This window comes from Rhodococcus sp. 06-156-4 (genome assembly GCF_002259345.1).
GTDB lineage: Bacteria > Actinomycetota > Actinomycetes > Mycobacteriales > Mycobacteriaceae > Rhodococcoides > Rhodococcoides fascians_E.
This window is the reverse complement of the sequence record NZ_NPGB01000018.1, coordinates 388,498-409,618: the sequence shown is the minus strand read 5'-3', so window position 1 is coordinate 409,618 and position 21,121 is coordinate 388,498. Positions and strand designations below refer to the sequence as shown.

General features: G+C 65.0%; 19 protein-coding genes. 9 read left to right on the top strand and 10 right to left on the bottom strand.

Annotated features, from left to right (window positions below; translation table 11 throughout):
• Positions 1 to 36 precede the first annotated feature (36 nt).
• The 3 genes from CH290_RS12685 to sthA form a co-directional block, all read right to left on the bottom strand.
• Positions 37 to 1,074, bottom strand: coding sequence for an alpha/beta fold hydrolase (locus CH290_RS12685; protein WP_020110196.1), 1,038 nt, complete (start codon positions 1,072 to 1,074; stop codon positions 37 to 39).
• Between the two features lie 217 nt (positions 1,075 to 1,291).
• Positions 1,292 to 2,269 carry a proteasome assembly chaperone family protein gene (locus CH290_RS12680; protein ID WP_019664077.1) on the bottom strand — a complete coding sequence of 326 codons (978 nt, stop codon included), beginning with the start codon at positions 2,267 to 2,269 and terminating at the stop codon, positions 1,292 to 1,294.
• 185 nt (positions 2,270 to 2,454) lie between these two features.
• Entirely contained in the window at positions 2,455 to 3,870 is a 1,416-nt protein-coding gene (gene sthA, locus CH290_RS12675; RefSeq protein WP_019664076.1) for a Si-specific NAD(P)(+) transhydrogenase, read from the bottom strand.
• A gap of 154 nt (positions 3,871 to 4,024) precedes the next feature.
• Here sthA and CH290_RS12670 point away from each other — a divergent pair, with 154 nt between their 5' ends.
• The 4 genes from CH290_RS12670 to CH290_RS12655 all read left to right on the top strand — a co-directional run bounded on the left by CH290_RS12670 (position 4,025) and on the right by CH290_RS12655 (position 7,855).
• Positions 4,025 to 5,110, top strand: a complete 1,086-nt coding sequence (locus CH290_RS12670) for an S-(hydroxymethyl)mycothiol dehydrogenase (protein ID WP_033189734.1) — start codon at positions 4,025 to 4,027, stop codon at positions 5,108 to 5,110.
• Complete coding sequence (locus CH290_RS12665) at positions 5,107 to 5,733, top strand: MBL fold metallo-hydrolase (protein WP_019664074.1); 627 nt, start codon at positions 5,107 to 5,109, stop codon at positions 5,731 to 5,733. Before CH290_RS12670 ends, CH290_RS12665 begins: the two co-directional genes overlap by 4 nt.
• A 216-nt stretch (positions 5,734 to 5,949) precedes the next feature.
• Positions 5,950 to 6,594: a DUF5642 family protein gene (locus tag CH290_RS12660; RefSeq protein ID WP_033189647.1), complete on the top strand. Its 645-nt coding sequence runs from the start codon at positions 5,950 to 5,952 to the stop codon at positions 6,592 to 6,594.
• Positions 6,595 to 6,742: 148 nt separating this feature from the next.
• Positions 6,743 to 7,855: a DUF4192 domain-containing protein gene (locus tag CH290_RS12655; RefSeq protein WP_033189648.1), complete on the top strand. Its 1,113-nt coding sequence runs from the start codon at positions 6,743 to 6,745 to the stop codon at positions 7,853 to 7,855.
• 27 nt (positions 7,856 to 7,882) lie between these two features.
• On the opposite strand, the gene galE is transcribed toward CH290_RS12655, so the two are convergent.
• Both galE and CH290_RS12645 read right to left on the bottom strand, forming a co-directional pair.
• Complete coding sequence (galE, locus tag CH290_RS12650; RefSeq protein WP_033189649.1) at positions 7,883 to 8,866, bottom strand: UDP-glucose 4-epimerase GalE; 984 nt, start codon at positions 8,864 to 8,866, stop codon at positions 7,883 to 7,885.
• A 14-nt stretch (positions 8,867 to 8,880) separates the two neighbouring features.
• Positions 8,881 to 9,567 carry an iron-dependent transcriptional repressor DtxR gene (locus CH290_RS12645; protein ID WP_019664070.1) on the bottom strand — a complete coding sequence of 229 codons (687 nt, stop codon included), beginning with the start codon at positions 9,565 to 9,567 and terminating at the stop codon, positions 8,881 to 8,883.
• 158 nt (positions 9,568 to 9,725) lie between these two features.
• Between CH290_RS12645 and CH290_RS12640 the strand changes: the two genes are divergently transcribed.
• Together CH290_RS12640 and CH290_RS12635 are read left to right on the top strand one after the other, a co-directional pair.
• Positions 9,726 to 10,997, top strand: a complete 1,272-nt coding sequence (locus CH290_RS12640) for an acetoin utilization protein AcuC (RefSeq protein WP_026347599.1) — start codon at positions 9,726 to 9,728, stop codon at positions 10,995 to 10,997.
• Positions 10,990 to 13,668 (top strand): bifunctional acetate--CoA ligase family protein/GNAT family N-acetyltransferase, encoded by a 2,679-nt coding sequence (locus CH290_RS12635; RefSeq protein ID WP_020110191.1) that lies wholly within the window; start codon positions 10,990 to 10,992, stop codon positions 13,666 to 13,668. Before CH290_RS12640 ends, CH290_RS12635 begins: the two co-directional genes overlap by 8 nt.
• A gap of 120 nt (positions 13,669 to 13,788) precedes the next feature.
• On the opposite strand, the gene CH290_RS12630 is transcribed toward CH290_RS12635, so the two are convergent.
• The 3 genes from CH290_RS12630 to CH290_RS12620 all read right to left on the bottom strand — a co-directional run bounded on the left by CH290_RS12630 (position 13,789) and on the right by CH290_RS12620 (position 16,810).
• Complete coding sequence (locus tag CH290_RS12630) at positions 13,789 to 14,760, bottom strand: sigma-70 family RNA polymerase sigma factor (RefSeq protein ID WP_019664067.1); 972 nt, start codon at positions 14,758 to 14,760, stop codon at positions 13,789 to 13,791.
• A 105-nt stretch (positions 14,761 to 14,865) separates the two neighbouring features.
• On the bottom strand, positions 14,866 to 16,410 hold the full coding sequence (locus tag CH290_RS12625) for a N5-glutamine methyltransferase family protein (protein WP_033189650.1): 1,545 nt from the start codon (positions 16,408 to 16,410) through the stop codon (positions 14,866 to 14,868).
• 31 nt (positions 16,411 to 16,441) lie between these two features.
• On the bottom strand, positions 16,442 to 16,810 hold the full coding sequence (locus CH290_RS12620) for a DUF3099 domain-containing protein (protein WP_019664065.1): 369 nt from the start codon (positions 16,808 to 16,810) through the stop codon (positions 16,442 to 16,444).
• A gap of 82 nt (positions 16,811 to 16,892) precedes the next feature.
• Here CH290_RS12620 and CH290_RS12615 point away from each other — a divergent pair, with 82 nt between their 5' ends.
• Complete coding sequence (locus tag CH290_RS12615; RefSeq protein ID WP_019664064.1) at positions 16,893 to 17,129, top strand: DUF3039 domain-containing protein; 237 nt, start codon at positions 16,893 to 16,895, stop codon at positions 17,127 to 17,129.
• Here CH290_RS12615 and CH290_RS12610 read toward each other — a convergent pair.
• On the bottom strand, positions 17,102 to 18,271 hold the full coding sequence (locus CH290_RS12610; RefSeq protein ID WP_371828077.1) for a YihY/virulence factor BrkB family protein: 1,170 nt from the start codon (positions 18,269 to 18,271) through the stop codon (positions 17,102 to 17,104). The two genes, CH290_RS12615 and CH290_RS12610, sit on opposite strands and share 28 nt — an antisense overlap.
• A gap of 205 nt (positions 18,272 to 18,476) precedes the next feature.
• Here CH290_RS12610 and CH290_RS12605 point away from each other — a divergent pair, with 205 nt between their 5' ends.
• Entirely contained in the window at positions 18,477 to 20,213 is a 1,737-nt protein-coding gene (locus CH290_RS12605; RefSeq protein ID WP_020110188.1) for a DEAD/DEAH box helicase, read from the top strand.
• Between the two features lie 101 nt (positions 20,214 to 20,314).
• Here CH290_RS12605 and CH290_RS12600 read toward each other — a convergent pair whose 3' ends face one another.
• Positions 20,315 to 20,509 (bottom strand): DUF7455 domain-containing protein, encoded by a 195-nt coding sequence (locus CH290_RS12600; RefSeq protein WP_019664061.1) that lies wholly within the window; start codon positions 20,507 to 20,509, stop codon positions 20,315 to 20,317.
• 249 nt (positions 20,510 to 20,758) lie between these two features.
• On the opposite strand from CH290_RS12600, the gene CH290_RS12595 reads away from it, so the two are divergent.
• The gene (locus tag CH290_RS12595; protein WP_019664060.1) at positions 20,759 to 21,118 is read left to right on the top strand and encodes a DUF952 domain-containing protein; all 360 of its coding nucleotides are present in this window, start codon (positions 20,759 to 20,761) and stop codon (positions 21,116 to 21,118) included.
• Positions 21,119 to 21,121 lie beyond the last annotated feature (3 nt).

Genomic DNA, 21,121 nt, shown 5'->3' with positions numbered 1-21,121 from the left:
GACGTCGATGTCACCGGAGTCCTTCGAGCCCGGCCGTCACGTGGCGCTGCGCTCGTCCGAGCCCATCGCGCCGAGCACGGCCAGACGCGTACTCGCACTACCGGAAATCATGTCCTCTCCGACCCCGGTCGCGAGAAGGTGCCGCCACCGCGCCTCGTCGAACTCGAGCGTCGTCGTCTCCTCGAAGAACGCTTCGAGGACGCGGAGAAATCGAATGGGGTCGTCCCGAAACGGGAAGTGACCGGATCTGCGGAACACTTCGAGCTTCGACCCGGGCATCGCTGCGTGAGCGAGGCGCGCGTGGCTGATCGGAATCACCGAATCCTCGTCACCCCAGACCAGGAGGACAGGCAGGTTCTCGGTGAGATAGCAGCGATCGAGCATCGTCACCACCTGTCCTCGCCAGTCGACGACAGCGCGAAGGGTGCGTAGATACGCCTCGGACGCAGTCGGATCCGGGAGTCCGCTCAGTACACGGACGAGGTCCGGTGTGTCGTGCAGCAGCCCGCCCGGTCGAAGCGGTGATCCGTTGACTCGGCCCACGACCGACCCCGCGAGCTTCACCAGCGACAACGCACCGGGGATGCGCAACAGCTTCACGGCCTCGCTGACGAGGGGGAGCGACGCGATCCTCAGGATCGGATGCACGTCCTTCGTCACGCCCCCGGACGCCACCAGGACGAGACGGTCGACCATGTGAGGGAACTGGTACGAGAACTGCATAGCGACGCCGCCGCCGAGCGAATGCCCGACCACCGTCACGTGCTCGATGCCGAGCACCGACAGGAGATCCCGCATTCCGTTGGCGTACGCGGCGACCGAATAGTCCGCGCGCGGTTTGTCCGATCGACCGTGCCCGAGCAGATCGGGTGCGATGACGGTGTAACTCTGAGCGAGGTGGGGGATGACGTCGTTCCACGTCTCGGAGTTGTCGCCGATGCCGTGAATGAGCAACAGCACCGGGCCCTCGCCCGCGATCCGGTAGGCGCGCCTGTATCCGTGCACGGTGCGGAAGGCGAGCCGCGGTGCAGTGTCCGGCACCGGACGCAGCTTGCGTGTGCGCGGATTGCTCATCTCGCCTCCTTCGTCCGACGAACTCCGTCCTGCCGGGGCAGGGATGTCGCTTAAGACTCTCGCACGAGTTCGCGGCATCGGCGAGATATCGAGCGGATTTACAGTTACAGGTATGTTTCGGCTTGTCGGGGGCTGTTCGTTACACCGAAAAGGGCGGCGTCAGGCGTGAAACATCACACCCGACACCGCCCATGAAGAATCGATCACCGACAACCGGTCAGGGGTTGTCGTGGCCCTCGTCCGAGGAGTCCGCGTCGGTCGGGGAGCCGGACTCGGTGCCGAAACCGGTCTGCTCGGCGAGGAACTTCTCGAATTCCGCACCCAGTTCGTCACCGCTCGGAAGGTCCTGATCCTTCGCCAACAACGTCGACTGCTGCTCCTGGGCTGCGACGTACGTGTCGTACTGACGCTCGAGCGCGTGGACGACCGACTGGACTTCCTCGTTGCCGGTGATGTGCTCGTCGACCTGTTCCTTGACGCGAGCCGCAGCCTGCCCCAGCGCGACGAGGGGGAGGTCGAGCTCGCCGGCGGTGCTGACGTTCTCGAGCAAGGTCTCCGCGGCCGCCGGGTAATCCGTCTGCGCGAGGTAGTGCGGAACGTGAACGGAGAAGCCCATGGACTCGTGACCGTGCTGGGCCATCCGTAGTTCGAGCAGCGAGGAGGCGCTACCGGGAACCTGCAGCTCACCGGACCAGCTCTGATCCTCGGGAACCAAATCCTTGTTGGACGAATGGGCCGTCACACCGAGCGGGCGGGTGTGCGGGATCGCCATCGGGATCGAACCGAGACCGATGGTGCGACGGACCCCGAGTTGCTCGGCAAGAAGGCGTACCGCAGTGGTGAACTTCTCCCACCGCAGATCCGGCTCCATCCCGGACAACAAAAGGAACGGCGTGCCGGTGTTGTCCTTGACGGCGTACAGATTGAGCTCGGGAGCGTCGTAATCCGAGAAGTGATCGGACTTGAAGGACATCGTCGGGCGCCGCGACCGATAATCGATCAGCTCGTCCACATCGAACGACGCGACCAACTCCGTTTCCAGCGTCTCCCGCAGATGCTTCGTCGCCAACTTCACCGCATGACCGGCGTCGGAGAATCCTTCGAGACCGTGGACCAGGATAGGCCCCACTCCGTCGCTGGAAGAGATCTGTGGAGCCGGAAACTCCAGCTCGTACATACTCGACTTCTCGTCCATGCCGGACCCCTTTCGCTAGTTCGTTCGAGGCCCGGTGCGCGAGGAGGACGCCGAAACCGACTTCGAGACAGGATACTCGTGCGGTTCGGGCAGTAGCACCGGAAGTCGCTTTCACGACACCCACTCCCCAATGAACACCTCCCGTCGTGTCGTTCATTCCCTGTGACCGCTGGATGAGACTTCGGTCAGCCCCCGAAACTCTCGAGCGCCCGGATCTTGTTGGTGACGTCCAGGGCCGCGACCTTGTACGCCTCCGACAAGGTGGGGTAGTTGAACACGGCGTCGACCAGGTAATCGACGGAGCCGCCGCACCCCATGACTGCTTGTCCGATGTGGATCAGGTCGGTGGCTCCCGAACCGAAGATGTGCACCCCCAGCAGCGACCTGTCTTCCGTCGACACGAGCAGCTTGAGCATGCCGTAGGAGTCGCCGGCTATCTGGCCTCGCGCCAGCTCCCGATAGCGCGAGACACCTACCTCGTACGGGACGGAGTTCTTCGTCAGCTCCACCTCCGTGGCGCCTACGTAGGAGACTTCGGGAATCGAGTAGATTCCGATCGGCTGTAGGTCCATCAGCCCTTTGCTCGGTTCACCGAACGCGTGGTACGCGGCCAGTCGTCCCTGATCCATCGATGTAGCGGCCAATGCAGGAAACCCGATGACGTCCCCGACCGCATAGATGTGATCGACCTTCGTCTGAAAGTTGTCGTCGACGAAGATGCGGCCCCGCGCGTCGGCTTCGAGTCCCGCGTTCTCCAGTGACAGTGCATCGGTCAAACCCTGGCGTCCCGCCGAGTACATGACGGCCTCGGCCGGTATGCGTTTTCCGCTGGCTAGTGTGGTCACCGTGCCGGACGGTCCGACGTCCACTGCCGTGACTGCTTCACCGAAACGGAACGTCACCGCCAGATCACGCAGATGGAACTGCAGCGATTCCACGATCTCGCGGTCGCAGAAGTCCAGCATGGTGTCTCGTTTCTCGACGACGGTCACCTTCGTGCCGAGTGCCGCGAACATCGACGCATATTCGATACCGATGACACCCGCACCGACCACGACCATCGAAGCGGGTATGAACTCGAGGTTCAGAATTCCGTCGGAATCGAGGACTCGGTAGTCGTCGAACTCGATGTCCGCGGGACGCGCTGGGGCGGTGCCCGTGGCGATCACGACATTCTTCGCCTTGACGGTGATCCGCTCGCCACGTTGGTCGTCGTCGATGTCGACGGTGTGGGCATCCAGGAAGCGACCCGTGCCGGTGATCAGTTCGATTCGGTTCCGCAGCAGCTGCGAGCGGACGACCTCGATCTCCTTGCCGATCACGTGGGCCGTGCGAGCAAGCAGATCCGCCGGAGTGATGTTCGCCTTGACACGGTAGCTGGCACCGTACAGCTCTCTCTGATTCATTCCGGTGAGGTACAGAACGGCCTCGCGCAGAGTTTTCGACGGGATGGTCCCGGTGTTCACACAGACACCGCCGAGCATCTTTCCCTTCTCCACCATGGCAACCCGTTTACCGAGCTTTGCCGCCGCGATGGCGGCCTTCTGCCCACCGGGTCCCGAGCCGATCACCACGAGGTCGTATTCCATCGATGCAGACATGGATCATGAATACTCCGCGTGCGCGAAGTTCGGATGCCGCTCCGGTCACAAGCACGTGAACACCGAACAGTTCGGCATGTACGAATGTCGCTACTCCTGCATGGGTTGTGGAAGTGTGATGTCAGGACATTTCAACCCGAGTGTGGAGGAAGCAATGCCGCAAACTGTGCGAGCCGTGGTCGCGATGGCGAAGGGTGAGCCTGTCTCGATCGAGCAGGTCACCATTCCTGATCCCGGGCCCAACGATGTGGTGGTGACGATCGCCGCGTGCGGGGTGTGTCATACCGATCTGCATTACCGCGAGGGCGGGATCAACGACGAGTTCCCGTTCCTGCTCGGCCACGAGGCTGCAGGCACCGTCGAGACGATCGGGGACGCGGTCACCCACGTGGAGGTCGGGGATTTCGTGGTGTTGAACTGGCGTGCGGTGTGTGGTGAATGCCGGGCCTGCAAGAAGGGCAAGCCCTGGTACTGCTTCGATACGCACAATGCGTCGAAGAAAATGACCCTGGCCGATGGCACGGAGCTTTCGCCGGCGTTGGGTATCGGTGCGTTCGCGGACAAGACGTTGGTGCACGAAGGGCAGTGCACGAAGGTGAATCCGGAGTCCGATCCTGCGGTGGTGGGGTTGCTCGGGTGCGGTGTGATGGCCGGGCTCGGTGCGGCGATGAACACCGGCAACGTCTCGCGTGGTGATTCGGTGGCGGTCATCGGGTGTGGTGGTGTCGGTGATGCGGCGATCGCGGGTGCGAAGTTGGCGGGGGCGACGACGATCATCGCTGTCGATCGGGACAAGGGAAAGCTCGAGTGGGCGAAGGATCTCGGTGCCACGCACACCGTCGATGCGTCGGCGGTCGATGCGACGTCGGCGGTGCAGGAGCTCACCGGTGGGTTCGGTGCGGATGTGGTGATCGATGCGGTGGGTCGTCCGGAGACGTGGAGGCAGGCGTTCTATGCGCGTGATCTGGCGGGGACGGTGGTGTTGGTGGGGGTTCCGACGCCGGAGATGACGCTGGAGATGCCGTTGATCGATTTCTTCTCCCGTGGTGGGTCGCTCAAGTCGTCGTGGTACGGCGATTGTCTGCCGGAGAGGGATTTTCCGTTGTTGGTGGATCTGTACGAGCAGGGTCGGTTGCCGCTGGAGAAGTTCGTGACCGAACGGATCGGGATCGAGGACATCGAGGCTGCGTTCGAGAAGATGCACAAGGGCACCGTCCTGCGATCGGTGGTCGAACTGTGAGCCTGCGTATCGACAAGGTGGTGACCTCGGGAACCTTCGCTCTCGACGGAGGTGAATGGGATGTCGACAACAACATCTGGCTGATCGGCGACGACAGCGAAGTGGTGATCGTCGATGCGGCTCACGACGCTCGCCCGATCATCGAGGCCGTGGCCGGCCGGACGGTGAAGGCGATCGTGTGCACACACGGCCACAACGATCACGTCACCGTGGCGCCGGAGCTCTCCCGCGAGCTCGACGCGCCGATCCTGCTCAACCCGGCCGACGACGTGTTGTGGGAGCAGACCCATCCCGGACTCGCGCACTCCACGCTCGAGGACGGTCAGCGAATCTCCGTGGCAGGTACGGAGATCCTGGCGCTGCACACACCGGGACACTCGCCGGGCTCGACGTGCCTCCACGTGCCCGAGGCACGTCAGTTGTTCTCCGGGGACACCCTGTTCTCCGGCGGGCCCGGTGCCACCGGACGGTCGTACTCCGATTTCCCGACCATCATCGGCTCGATCCGGGATCGGTTGTTCGCGCTGCCCGCCGACACCCGTGTGAACACCGGACACGGTGACGGAACGAGCATCGGCGACGAGTCCCCGCACCTCGAGGAATGGATCAAACGCGGAAGCTGAGCCCCCGCCGTGTTCTCCCGGGTATCTCGGCGGACACGGGCGTGCCTTACGTCCGGTTCCACCCTCCGAATGAGAGGGTGGATCCGGACGTCTTGCCTGAGGTGAACCGGCGAGATTTCCGGTACTTTCCGTGGCCAAAGTCTGGAGGCTCTTCCCGTGGTGCGTCGTAACGCAGGACATCGACCGACTCTTCTCGGGATCGGCATCTGCGCCGCCGTGACGCTGGCTGCGTGCGGGTCCGACGTGTCCGGTACCCCCGAGCCGGCCGGCACCAGCGGGTCACCGTCGGTATCGGCCGAGGCCACGGACCTGAACGCGCTGTTGGTCGATCCGTCGGTGTTCCCCGCCCCGTACGAGGCCATCGTCCTTCCGCCACAGGCAATTGCGCAGGCATCACCGGACCTGACGGGAATCCCCGCCGGCGCCGAGGTGAGTCCGGCCGGTTGCAAACCGAAGGAAGTCCGACCGGGCGAAGCCGCCCTGATCGTCGGCACCGACAACACCGATCGCGCCACGATCTCGGTGGAACTGACCGCAACCGACGAGCCGTTGTCGGTACGGGAATCGCAACTTGCCGAATGCGCCGAGGTCCAGGCAACGAAATCCGGTGCAACGTCCACCATCCGCTCGACGGTCGTCCCAGCCCCGCCGATCGACGCCGACGACACCCTCGCTGTCCGCCAGACAGTGTCGTCGGGAACGGGTTCGGACACGGTGACACAGTCGATGTTGACGTTGCTCGCCCAGGTCGGAGACGTCAGGATCGCAGCGACCTACATGTCCTTCGAGCAGGGCGCGACCGACGGCGCGACGTTGGACGAGGTCTTCACCGCAGCGGTGCAGAAGGTGAAGGCCGGCTAGCACATCCCACCGACGTCACCCGTGCCGTCCCTTCTCGGATCGGCCGTCGACGCAGGTGGTTGTCCACAGGGTGCCCGTCATCCACAGGCTGTCTTCCGCCCCAGGTCGGAACCGAGACTCGGAGTTCGGCCCGGGCACGCTGTGCAGCATGACAACCGACTCCGGAACCCACCGACACCCGCCGATACCCGAGCGCATCGTCGGGCCGGGTGAACTCATCGCCGCGATCCCGGCCTTTCTTGGATTCACGCCCGAGCGTTCGCTGGTGTTGGTGTGCCTCGACGTTCTTGCCGGGTCGACCCTGGAAGTCCAGACCGTGATGCGCCACGACCTGACCCTGCCGGACCGTTCCGAAGGGCAGTCGCTTTTCGAGTCGGGTGTGACCGAGGACATGCAGAGCGTTATCGAGCACTTCGCTGAGATGTGTGCCCAGTATCAGGTCAGGGCCGCACTGGCAGTCATCGTCGACGATCGCGGTGTCACCGTGGACGGACGGTTCAGGGGCCTCGCACATCGATTGTCCGACCAGCTGCGAGTTCGGGGGGTCGAACTCACCGAGGTGTACCTGATCGCAGAGGTGACCCGGGGGAGCCGGTGGAGGTCCGCGATCGGCGTCATGGAATACGGGTACCTCACCGACCCCAGAACATCGCCCGTTGCACTGGCATACATGCTCCAGGGTCGCGGAGTACACGAATCCCGCACCATGCTGGCAAGAACCGTTCGGCCGGTGGACGATCCGCTGTCGCGGACAGTCGCACGGACACTGGCGTCGGGCGCTGTCGTCGACGTCGGCAGCGACCGCGGACGTCTCCACTCGATCGTCGAACAATTGGAGGAATGGTCGGGGTACTCTCCCGACAACCCTGCCGTGGTCACTCTGCCGCCGGAACGGATCGCGGAGTTCGGAGCGGCGGTCCAGCACGTCATGGTGCGCGACAGCGTCCTCGCACTGGCGCTCACCGGTGTCGCCGGGCTGGCCGAACAGTTGTGGACTCTGCTGATGCGCACGTTGCCCGCGCCGGAACGGGCATGCCCGGCAACGCTGTTGGCGTTCAGTGCCTATACGCGGGGCGAAGGCGCGCTGGCGTCCGTTGCGCTCGACATCGCCCACCAGGCGGACGAGAACTACTCGCTCGCTCACCTGCTGAGCCGCTCGCTCGCCGCAGGCGCGCGGCCCTCGATGATCCGGGAGGTGGCGCTCAGCGGATATGCAGTGGCCGAGCTGTGCGGAGTCGCGCTCCCGCCGCCGGTGGACTGACCTGAACCGAAATGCCCCTACCGGATGCTACGGCCGTGCCGAATGCGCTCGATCGCCCAACTTCTGGAGGAAGTTCCACGCATCGGCGACGATGATATCGAGATCGGTCCTCTGCGGCGACCACCCGAGTTCGGTGGTGGCGCGTTCGCTCGAAGCGATGAGAACCGCCGGATCACCTGCCCGGCGCGGCGCGTTCTCCACCGCAATGGGCAGTCCGGTGACGCGCTCGCAGGCGTCGATGACCTCGCGTACCGAAAAACCTTGACCGCTGCCCAGATTGAAGATCGTGTGCGATCCCGGCGTTGCCGACTCGAGTGCGAGGATGTGGGCATCGGCAAGATCGAGCACGTGGATGTAGTCACGCACCGCGGTGCCGTCGGCAGTCGGCCAATCCGTTCCGAACACCGAGATCTTGGCCCGCTGACCGAGGGCGGTCTGCAGAACCAGCGGAATCAAATGCGTTTCCACGACTCGGTTCTCGCCGAAACCCGCATACGCGCCCGCGACATTGAAGTACCGCAGGCTGGTCGCGGCCAGGCCGTAGGCGTTCGAGTACGACGTGATGGCGTGGTCGATGGCCAGTTTGGTTGCGCCGTACGGATTGGTGGGCGCGGTAGGCATCGACTCCGTGATCGGAGTTCGCTCCGGCTCACCGTACGTCGCGGCCGTGGACGAGAAGACGAGCTTCGGTGTGCCCGACTCCCGGATCGCCTCGAGCAACGCGAGCGTGGTCACCACATTGCCCGACCAGTACCGATCGGGCGCCACCACGGACTCTCCGACGAGAGACTGCGCAGCGAAGTGCAGAACTCCGTCGAACCGGCCGTCGCCGAGAATCGACGACGCGACATCCTTGATGTCCGCCTCGACGAACTCGGCGCCTGCTGGAACCGCATCCCGATTGCCGGTCGACAAGTTGTCCACCACCACGACCTCGTGGCCGCGTTCGATCAGGACGGCAGCGCACACGCTGCCCACGTACCCGGCTCCACCGGTCACCAACAACTTCACGTCCGTGACTCCGCTCAGACCTGCTTCACCTGGACGGCGTGAGCCATCTCCTCGGAAATATCGATGCCGTCGTGGCCCGGGACCGTGATCGTCACCGTGCCGGGCTTGGCCTCCACCGTCACACGCGCGTCGGGCACGACGCCTGCATCGCGCAGCTGCGCGATGACCTCGGGGTCGGACTGGACGTGCTCCGCGAGGCGACGGACGACCACGGCCGTTGCGTTCCCGTGGGGCAGATCGGTCAACCTGATCAGGTCCTCCGGCGCGGCAGCCGGCTGACCGAGCCCGAGTTCGGCCAAGCCGGGGATCGGATTCCCGTAGGGCGAGGTCGTCGGGTTGTTCAGCACGGCCACGAGCCGACGCTCGACTTCCTCGCTCATGACGTGCTCCCAGCGGCACGCCTCGGCATGGACGTCTTCCCAGCGCAGACCGATCACATCGACGAGCAGCCGCTCGGCGAGCCGATGCTTGCGCATCACTGCGACGGCAAGGCTGCGGCCCTTCTCCGTCAGTTCCAGGTGGCGGTCACCCGCGACCGAAAGCAGCCCGTCTCGCTCCATTCGAGCGACGGTCTGGCTGACGGTGGGACCGCTCTGTTCGAGGCGTTCGGCGATACGTGCCCGCAGCGGTACGACGCCCTCTTCTTCCAAGTCGTAAATCGTCCGGAGGTACATCTCCGTGGTGTCGACCAGATCCTTCACACTCAACCCCTTCGTCGCAACGGATTCTACCGTTGATCGGCGCATAGTGGCGCCGTAGGCCATGTGCCCGCGTGCCGCGAATTCGTACCCGCCGGTAACCGACTACAACACCGAGGGACGCTCGCACAGTCCCGGCGGGACAAGTAGCGTTGCGTTTCATGGCAGATCAGGCGACGGCATCGCCACCACGAACTCCGGTGGCAGGCGACGACATCGTCGTCTGGAGCGCGGATTACCTCTCCTATCGGTGGAGTGCGGATCATCCGATGAACCCCACGCGTCTGGATCTGACGATGCAGCTCGCGCGACAGATCGGTGTTCTGGACGGAATAGAACTCGTCGAACCCACTGCGGCTCCGGACGAGGAGCTGCTCCGAATTCACACACCCGCCTACATCGAGGCGGTCAAACGTGCGCCGGAGAAGGGTACGGCGTTGGTGGACCCGGATCACGTGGAACACGGACTGGGATCGGACGACAACCCGGTGTTCGAGAAGATGCACGAAGCATCCGCGATGCTCACCGGTGGTTCACTGACCGCGGCACGGGAAATCGCGGCCGGACGGGCACGGCGGGCCGTGAGCATCGGCGGCGGCATGCACCACGCCATGGCCGACTGGGCGTCCGGATTCTGCGTCTACAACGACGCTGCGGTCGCCATTTCGTGGTTGCTCGACAACGGTTTCGACCGTATCGCCTACATCGACGTCGACGCCCACCACGGTGACGGTGTGCAACAGGCGTTCCTCGGTGATCCCCGAGTGCTGACGGTGTCTCTTCACCAACATCCCGCGACGCTGTGGCCCAACACCGGATGGTCGAGCGAAGTCGGCTCGGGACCGGCCGAAGGGACCGCGATCAACATTCCGCTGTTGCCTGGAACCGGAGACCGGTTGTGGCTGCGCGCGTTTCATGCGATCGTGCCGGGGGCCATCTCGGCGTTCCGCCCGCAGATCATCGTCAGCCAGTGCGGCGTGGACAGCCACCGGGAGGACCCGTTGGCCGACCTGGCGTTGACCGTCGACGGTCAGAATGCGGCATTCCTCGCCATGCGTGACCTCGCGGACAGGTACTCCGAGGGACGGTGGCTCGCGGTCGGCGGAGGTGGTTACGGTCTCGTGCGCGTCGTGCCCCGTGCATGGACGCATCTGATCGCTGCCGCTCTGGGCCGAAGCATCGACCCCGGCCTCGCTCTGCCCGAGCAGTGGCGTGACCGTGTGCGCGCCATCGCTCCGAGTGTCGATCTACCGCAGGTGATGGGAGACGGTGGCGACATCGACTATCCACCGTGGGACGGCCCGGGCGGCGCCGTGGCGGGGAGCGTCGAGGCCGCCGATCGTGCGCTCGAGCGTGTCGACTCGGCGATCATCGCCACCCGGCGAGCAAGCTTTCCCCTGCTCGGCCTCGACCCGGAGGACCCTCGTGACTGAACCCACCGCCAAAGAGCGCGAACGAGAACGTGCCGAGACATCCTTTCCCAAGCACTGGGTCGCCGACGTGTTGGCATCCGACGGGGGAGTGGTCCACCTGAGGCCGATCGTCCCGTCGGACGCGGATGCTCTCGTCGCCTTCCATGGGCGCCTCTCCGAACGCACGCGCTACCTGCGTTACTTCGGCCCCTACCCGACGATGCCGCAGCGAGACGTTCTCAACTTCACGACGGTCGATCATCACGCCCGAGTCGCGTTCGTGGCGATTCTCGGTGACGACATCATCGCCGTCGGTCGCTACGAGCGTCTGCCCGAAGGTGACGGCAATTCCGCCGAGGTCGCCTTCGTCGTCGCCGATTCCCACCAGGGCCGCGGACTCGGACCGATTCTGTTGGAGCATCTCGCCGGAGCGGCGGCCGAGAACGGAGTGACGATGTTCGTCGCCGAGGTTCTCGCCGAGAATCGAAACATGGTCACGGTGTTCCGTGAGGCCGGGTACCAGGTCTCACGCAGCTTCGAAGGCGGCGTTCTGCGGCTCGAGTTCGCGATCGACCCCAGTGAAGCTCTTCTCTCCGTGCGAAATTCACGCGAGCGAGCAGCCGAAGCGCGCAGTGTGAGAAACGTGCTGAGCCCGACGTCCGTTGCCGTGATCGGCGCGTCGACCGACAGTTCGAAAGTCGGCAACGCGGTGCTCGCGAACCTGCTCGCCGGCGGCTTCACCGGGCCGGTCTACCCGGTCAACGCCGACCACCGATCGGTTCGCGGAGTTCGGGCCTACCCGACGGTCCACGACATTCCGGATTCGGTGGACCTGGCGATCGCTGCGGTGCCTGCGGATTCGATCGACGAGGTGCTCGACGACTGTCTCGACAAGGGCGTGAAGGCGCTCGTGGTCGTATCCGCCGGATTCGGAGAGTCCGGTCCGGAAGGGCAGGAGAACGAACGTCGGCTCGTGCGCTCCGCGCGGGCCCACGGCATGCGGCTGGTCGGACCGAACGCTCTCGGTGTCGCCAACACCGACCCCGAATTCGCGCTGAACGCAACGCTCGCACCGTCCCTTCCCATGCCGGGTCACGTGGGGTTCTTCTGCCAATCGGGCGCACTAGGAATCGCTATTCTGGATCAGGCGACGAAACGCAGTCTGGGGTTTTCCACCTTCGTCTCGGCAGGAAACCGTGCCGACGTCTCCGGTAACGATCTACTCCAGTACTGGGATTCCGATCCAGCGACGGAAGTCGTTCTGCTGTATCTCGAAAGCTTCGGTAATCCAAGGAAATTCACCCGAATCGCGCGGCGGGTGGCGCGGTCCAAGCCCATCGTCGCCGTCAAGAGCGGGCGCGGTGCGATCCCCCCGGCACTCGCCACCGGCCCCGACATCGACGATTCGATCGTGAAAGCGCTGTTCGAACAGGCAGGCGTCATACAGGTCGACACCATTGCGCAGCTGTTCGACTGCGCAATCCTGTTCGGTTTCCAGCCTCTGCCCACCGGGCCACGTGTTGCGGTCGTCGGCAACTCCACCGCACTCGGTGTCCTCGCCGTCGATGCTGCACGAGCCGAAGGACTGCACGCGGGAGCGCCCATCGATGTCGGACCTCAAGCGGGCCCACAGGAGTTCGCGGCGGCTGTGTCCGGCGCGTTGCAGGCGGGAGACGTCGACTCGGTGATCGTGGTCTTCGTGCCTCCGGTCGCAGTGACCGTCGAGCCCTTCGCCGAAGCGCTGGGCGACGCCGTCCGCGGCGCAGACAAGCCTGTCCTGACGACTTTCCTTGCAACCGAGGGTATTCCCGACGTGCTGGCGGTCCGAGGAGAGCAGGGGCAACCCGTGCGGGGATCGGTTCCGTCGTACTCCAGCCCGGAGCGTGCCGTGACAGCACTCGCGAAGGCGTGGCGCTACAGTGCGTGGAGAAGTAGGCCGGCGTCCACGCCGATCCGACCGAACGGCATCGACTCCGAACGCGCCTCGGCGTTGGTCCGTGGCTGGATGTCCGCCGACAAGGATCGATGGCTGTCGGATTTCGAATCTGCAGAACTGCTGTCCTGCTACGGAATCGAGGTCGTGGATTTCCGATCCGTCACCGACGAGGCCGAGGCGGTCGCCGCAGCGGAAGAACTCGGCTATCCCGTGGCCGTCAAGGCAACCGGGGAACTGTGGAAGCACCGGCCGGACCTCAGCGGAGTTCGTCTCGATCTTGCCGGCGCGGACGCGGTGCGTATCGCGTACCACACCCTCGCGCACGAGACGGGCGAACCACTCCTGCAGGTGCAGCGTATGGCGCCCAAGGGAATCGGCTGCGTGGTGCAGGTTCAGGACGACCCCAGCTTCGGGTCGCTCATCTCCTTCGGGCTGGCCGGCGTCATCTCGGACCTGCTGGGAGACCGTGCGTATCGCGTGCTCCCACTGACCGAGGACGAAGCCGTACAACTGATCGACGCGCCCAAAGCCGCGCCCCTGCTGTCCGGTTACAGAAATGCGGTCCCCGTGAACAAGAGCGCGCTCGTCGACCTCGTTCAGCGGGTCTCGGCAATGGCCGACGACATCCCCGAACTGCGGGAACTCGTCTGCGAGCCGGTCCTGGCGTCGGCGCGCGGGGCGGAGATCATCGACACACGACTGCGCGTCGGACCCGAACCCACCCGAGCAGATCTGGGCCCGCGTCGCCTGCGGTGAACACCGCGAGGTGAACACAAGCAGTAGCCGCTCCGAATGCACGAGCATTCGGAGCGGCCACTGCTTTGGGTGAGTCAGCGGGGCGACTCACCGCTGCACCACCTGACTTGGGGCTGGAGATCAGCTCGCGTAGGAGCGCAGCTTCTCGGCACGGTCTCCTTGACGCAGTTTCACCATGACCTCACGCTCGATCTGGCGAACACGCTCCCGCGAGAGACCGAAAAGCTTACCGATCTGGTCGAGAGTGCGCGGCTGACCGTCGTCGAGGCCGTAGCGAAGCCGAATGACCTGCTGCTCGCGTTCGTCGAGCGTTCCCAGCACAGTCCGCACGTCGGTGTGAAGGAGCCCGGCGATGACAGCGTTCTCGGCCGACGTGGCCTCGGAATCTTCGATGAAGTCGCCGAGTGGCGCCTCCTCGTCGGTACCGACCGGCATGTCCAGGCTGACCGGGTCACGGCTGTGATCGAGAAGGTCTGCGATCTTCTCCGCGGGAATTCCGGACTCGTTCGACAGTTCCTCGTCGGTAGCCTCGCGGCCGAGCTGCTGATGCAGCTCGCGCTTGATCCGGGCCAGCTTGTTCACCTGCTCCACCAGGTGAACAGGAAGCCGGATCGTGCGGCTCTGATCAGCCATGCCGCGCGTGATGGCCTGGCGGATCCACCACGTGGCGTACGTGGAGAACTTGAACCCCTTGGCATAGTCGAACTTCTCCATCGCTCGAATCAGTCCCAGGTTGCCTTCCTGGATGAGGTCGAGCAGAGGCATACCGCGTCCGGTGTATCGCTTGGCGAGCGACACGACCAGGCGGAGATTGGCCTCCAGAAGGTGGCTACGGGCTGCACTTCCGTCGCGCACGATGATGGCGAGATTCCGCTTCTTGGCGGCGGTCAACCGCTTGGTGTTCTCCAGCACGTTCTTCGCGTACAACCCCGCCTCGATCCGCTTGGCGAGATCCACTTCCTCATCCGCGGTCAGCAGAGCTGTGCGGCCGATTCCGTTGAGGTAGACGCGGACCAAATCTGCGGCCGGGCTCTGGGCGTCGAGGTCGGCATCGCTGGGGCGCGGGCGGGTCGTGGTGCTGGGGCTGGTCATGACTTGCCTCCTGATCGGTGGTGTCTCATAGTGCTCAACGTCCGGAAGACTTCGATAAGTTCCCGCGCTCCACCCTCTGATACCCGCCTGACCAGGCTCTATCCCTTACTCGTCCTGAGAAGTTGCTGAGAAGCTTCTCTCGGTCGGAACTTGCCCCGACACGGCCCGAAAGCCTCGGGGCCTGATCAGGCCGTGACGAAAGAGATCGACCACCAAAGCCGTGGCTGCAGGCGTCAGGTCCTCCGGTTCCGCGTCGTGCGCGATCGCGAGCAGTTCGACCAACTCGGCCAGCGGCAATCCGCCCGGTGACATTCCAGCGAGCAGGGCAGCGCCCAGGTCGTCGATCTCGTGTTGCCAGTTGGGTCCGTTGCCGCGGTGCACGCGGGTCACCACCGGCGACCACCCCTCGTCTCCGGGCAGCGACACCTTCTCCAGTGCCGTCGCCGGATCCAGCTCGAAGACGGCAGTCTGGACGTCGTTCTCGCGTAGCCACGTCAATCGAGCGAAGTAGTCGATCGCCTCGTCGCCCAGCGGATCGTCGAACGCGTGCCGCAGGTCCTCGGCGAGAACATCGGTGGGAAGGTCGGTTCGGCGTAGATAGACGAACCCGAACCCGATGCCCGTCACGTCGGCCGATTCGAAGTGATCGAGCCACGCCTCGGCCTGGACCGCTCCGGCTCCGTCTCGCGGATCGACGCCGCCGTCCTTCATCCACGTCCCCACGTACAGAGCCGGATCGGCGACGTCACGTTGGAGGATCCACGCGTCGACGCCGTGCTCGGGCAACCAGGACGCCACCCGCCGTCGCCAGTCCTCGCCGTCGACGTGAATCCACGACGCGAGGACGGCAGCCGTGCCTCCGATGACGAGATGCGTCGGGGCCTGCTCGATCATGAGCCGGCTCGCGCCGTCCAGGTCGATCCCCGAGTCCCGATAGCTGTGGCTGACCGTGCCGAGCCCGACGACGAACGGCGGATTGGCGACGATTCGATCGAAGACACGTCCCTTCACCGGTTCGAACCACGACCCGCGAAGAAGCTCGACATCCATGTCGTTGAGAGCGAACGTGGCCGCGGCCAACAACATCGACCTTTCGCTGATATCGGTCCCGGTCACCGAGTCCGCATAGTGTGCCGCGTGGACGGCCTGCACCCCGCAGCCTGTTCCGACATCCAGAACCGACGGGACCGGTGTCGTCGGAGTCCCGCGCAACAGGGACAGAGACGCCTGGCCGACTCCGAGGACGTGGTCGGGTGCAGTCGGGGCGTCTCGCATGCTGCCGTCGAGATCGGACACGACCCAGCGGGTGCCCGATCCGGTGTCGAGCGGCCTGATGTCCACGGCAGCCCGAACCAGACCCGGGCCGCTGCGCCCGACGATCCCCGCCGCGACAGCGTCGTCCAGCGGCAGTGGTGCCAGTGCCGCCGACGCACCCGCCTCGGGAACGTCGTCGACGAGAAGAAACAGACGAATGAGCACGCCCAGATCCCCGAGCGCACGGGACGCCCGCCGAACCGGAACCGGCTCACTGCGACCGAGTGCGGAGTGAGCGTCGACGCCGAGGGCGTCGAGCAGGGCATCAGCGGAGTACCCGACCCGCAGGAACGCGTCGCGCAGCGGTGGGCAGGCCGAGAGCAGCGGTGCAGTCACATCGCTCAGTCTCTCAGGACGGAGCGAGCGTTCAGTCCTCGCCTGCCTCGATCACGTGGTGCGCGCGCGCCTCGATCGCGGGGTCCTCCTGTCGGCGGCCGTCGTAGCGACTCACCTCGTCCTTCGTGCGAGGCGGTCGATCGTTGGCGATCAACACCGCCATCCACGGAAGCGGGATGGACACACCGACGATCGCCATGGCAATCCACGGGTTGGCCCAGATGCTGTAGGAAACGGCGGCGAGCACCAGCGCGGGGATCCGAAACGACATGATGAACATGTACTTCTTCACGCGAGCACGATGCTGTTCTTCCACCGACGTTCGTGCTTCGGTGATCAGTGCGGGGTGACGGGCCGAGCCGCTGTCCGCCGGGTCGGAGAACCCGGATGTTCGCGTCATACCTCCACTGTGTCACTACGTTGCTCGGATTGCACTGAACGGTAGGTGGTCGTGGCTCGCTCCGGTGCGGAATAATCGGGGCATGAGCACTCAGACCAAGGAACGTCCCGATATCGCGCCGGACGAGACCACCGACGACGACCGGCCCAAATTCTTCCACTACGTCAAGAAGAACAAGATCGCCGAGAGCGCGGTCATGGGTACCCACGTGGTCGCGCTGTGCGGCGAGGTGTTTCCCGTCACCAAGTCGGCCAAGCCTGGTTCGCCGGTGTGCCCCGACTGCAAGAAGGTCTACGACGGCTTGAAGAAGGGCGACTGATCCGACCTTTCCGACCCACCGTTCTGCTGTGCAGACGGATGGGTCGGGCCGGTCTCGGGCGAGTCCGCGTGCGGCTCGGGTTCTGCTTGGGAGAACCCGGCCCGCTTGGGTCGTGACCGGTCGCCGGTCAGGCGGATGGGACCGGTGGCGAGACGCCAGGCGACGGCGGACACTGCCCCCGACTCCTCGTAAGCGGCCTGTGCGGCGAGCCACTCCCTCATCTGCTCGATCCTGGTGGCGCGCGCCGGAAAGAACTCCTGGATGGTCGCGTTGAATTCGGCGCCGAGCACCACGGCGAAGCCGAGAAAGAACGTGAAGAGCAGGAATGCGATCGGGGTCGCCAGCGCGCCGTAGGTGTAGCCCGTCCCGGTGACCCAGGTGAGATAGAACCGCAGCACGGCGCTCGCGATCATGAAGAAGACACCGGCCAGCAACGCGCCGCCCAGAAGTCGATGCCAGGGCAGAGACGTGTGCAACGCGACCTTGTACAGCGTGGTCAGCCCGGCGATCAACAGCAGGCCGACTGCCGGGTAGTAGAGGATGTCGATCAGTTCGCTACCGATCTCGAACCACGAATCGGGTAGCAACGCTTGAACGTACGTCGGCCCCAGTGCAACGAGCGGAAGCACGAACACCGCGACGATCAGGAAGGCGACGTACAGCAGGAGCGCGAAGATGCGCTGCCACACCGGATTGCGGGCGTCCTGCTGACCGTGGGCCTCGACGATGGAATCGACGAACGTCGAGATGGCCGACGACCCCGCCCACAGCGACAGAACGAAACCGCCCGAGACGATCTCGCCCCGACCTTGCTGCAGAATGTCCTGCACGGTCGGTTCGATGATGCCGTCGACGACGCTGTCGCTGAACAGCGTGCTGCTGAACGTGATGATCTTGGACTCGATGATGTCGATGGTGTTCGGACCGAACCATCCCGCGACGAATCCGAGACTTCCCAGGACGCCGAGCAGCAGGGGCGGCAGAGACAGGGTCTGCCAGAAGGCCGCGGTCGCGGACTTGCTGAATATCGAGTCGTCCCATGCCTTGCTCAGTGTGCGCAAGGTCACCACCCACACCAGCCGCACGGGGTGGCGTGCCGACAACTGCTCGGTCGGCGAGGGGGAAGCCGTCGATTCGCTCATGGTCACTCCAGCATTCCTGACGCCGGGCACGAGCGCTCGTTCCACCCCGCCTGCAGCCCTTCGGCGTGTCGTACGACTCCCTCTAGCTCGGCGATGAGGAATCGGTCGGTGCCGAGAGTTAGGCTCCACGGCGGACACTGCAAGGCGAGGCGAGAGCGCGAGGACATTCATCGATGCCAGGAATCGGCGGCCAGTGAGCGCTGACATGACCGACACGACAGACCCGATCGACGCCTCGACGGCACCCGCAGCAGGTGGTGCGCCGCTGCGCGCGTGGCAGAGGCGTGCTCTGACGAAATATCTGGTGTCCTCTCCGAAGGACTTCTTGGCGGTCGCGACGCCCGGTGCAGGTAAGACGACGTTCGCGCTGCGTGTGGCATCGGAGTTGCTCGCTCACCGGACGGTCGATCAGGTGACCGTCGTCGCACCGACGGAGCATCTGAAACATCAGTGGGCCGAATCCGCGGCACGAGTCGGCATCGCGCTGGACTCGCGGTTCTCCAACTCGACCGGTCAGACGTCGAGCGATTACCACGGTGTCGTCGTCACGTACGCGCAGATCGCGTCGCACCCGTTCAGGCACCGGGTCCGCACGGAGAGTCGTAAGACGCTCGTCATCCTCGACGAGATTCACCACGGCGGCGATGCGAAGAGTTGGGGTGAGGGCATTCGGGAGGCGTTCGGTGACGCCACTCGTCGCCTCGCGCTGACCGGAACTCCGTTCCGCAGCGACGACAGCCCCATCCCGTTCGTGAACTACGAGCCGGATCAGGACGGTCTGATGCGCTCGCGCGCGGACCATGCGTACGGCTACTCGGACGCGCTCGCCGACGGCGTCGTGCGGCCCGTGGTGTTTCTGGCGTACTCGGGCGAGGCGCGGTGGCGCGACAGCGCGGGCGAGGAGTACACAGCCCGTCTGGGCGAGCCTCTGAACGCCGAGCAGACCGCTCGTGCGTGGCGTACCGCGTTGGATCCTCAGGGTGACTGGATGCCTGCGGTCCTGCTGGCGGCCAACACTCGTCTCGGCCAGTTGCGCGCCGGTGGCATGCCCGACGCGGGCGGCCTGGTGATCGCGACGGATCAGACGGTCGCTCGCGCGTACGCGAAGTTGATCGAGGTCATCACCGGCGAAACTCCGTGCATCGTGCTGTCCGACGACCCGACTTCCTCCGCTCGGATCGCGGAATTCGGCAAGAGCGATCAGAAGTGGATGGTTGCGGTGCGGATGGTGTCCGAGGGTGTGGACGTTCCGCGTCTTGCCGTCGGGGTGTACGCCACCAGCGCGTCCACGCCGCTGTACTTCGCACAGGCCATCGGTCGATTCGTGCGATCCAGGCGGCCGGGGGAGACGGCCAGCGTCTTCCTCCCCTCGGTGCCTGTTCTCCTCGATCTGGCGAGCCAGCTCGAGGCGCAACGTGACCACATCCTGGGCAAGCCGCACCGCGAGAAGGACGGTCTCGACGACGACCTCCTGGCGGACGCGAACAAGCAGAAGGACGAGCTCGGCGAGGAAGAGAAGGCCTACACGTCACTCGGCGCCGACGCCGAGCTGGACCAGGTCATCTACGACGGATCCTCGTTCGGCACGGCGACGTTCTCCGGCAGCGACGAGGAAGCCGACTACCTCGGGCTTCCCGGATTGCTCGACGCCAAGCAGATGCGAGATCTGCTGCGGCAGCGGCAGCAGGAACAGATGGAGAAGCCGGCGGCTCCGGTTCCGGCGGTCCCACCGCCGGTCGTGTCGGACCGTGTGTCGACGGCGGGGCAGCTGGCCGCGCTGCGGCGCGAACTCAACTCTCTGGTTGCGGTGTACCACCACCGCACCGGGAAGCCGCACGGCGTCATTCACGGCGATCTACGACGTGTGTGTGGTGGCCCTCCGACGGCCATGGCCACGGCGGATCAGTTGAGCGAGCGGATAGCCCAGTTGCGCAAGATGTGACGAGACCGGTGAACCTGCGACCTGGACAGAGAAGAACGGGTGGCCGCTGATGCGGCCACCCGTTCTCGGTGTCGATGTTGTTGTCGGCAGGTTTACCGGCCCTACACCGTGGAGCCCGATTCGGTCATCACCGTTGCGTTCACTTCACGCAGACGGTCTTCGTGCTCCTTGGCGTGGTGACCGCAGAAGAGAAGCTCTCCTCCGGTCGCGAGCACAACACGTGCGCGAGCCCCTGCACCGCACCGGTCGCACCGGTCGGCAGCTGTCAACTGTGGGCTGGTCAATGTTCCGGGCATGACTCCTCCGTACTGGCGTTCGGTGTCACCCGATTGCCTGGGGCCGGTCCGCCGCGTCGGTATGGCGCGGTCCGTACACTCTTTCAGACGATTGGCAGTCACGTGTTGTTCCCGCGCGCGTTTCTTTGTGTTGTCACTAACACGAAACACGAGGAAACCTGCTGGCCGTGCGTGTGCAGCCTCGGACTGTTCGCTCACAGCTGATTTCGGTACCCCGCAGAACGGCCGCGCCTGGAACAATCGTCGATCGTGAGTGACACCTCGGAAACCTTGCTGCACATCTGCACTCTGGCGGACTGGCTGTCGGTTCGAGAGTCGCCGGGGATCGAGCCGGAGTCGCTGTCGGCCGTCGGTTTCGTGCACCTGTCGACGCCCGCACAGGTGCACTTGCCGGCGAACCGACTGTTCGCCGGCCGAGACGATCTGATTCTGCTCGTTCTCGATCCGGCACGACTGGGGTCACCGGTGCGCTGGGAGCCGGGCGTCCCGGGTGACCCGGACGCCATGGTCTTTCCTCACCTGTACGGGCCGCTGCCCACGTCGGCCGTGACCTCCGTCGTCGAATACCTGCCGGGCGACGACGGCACCTTCACACCGCCGCACCTGTAGATC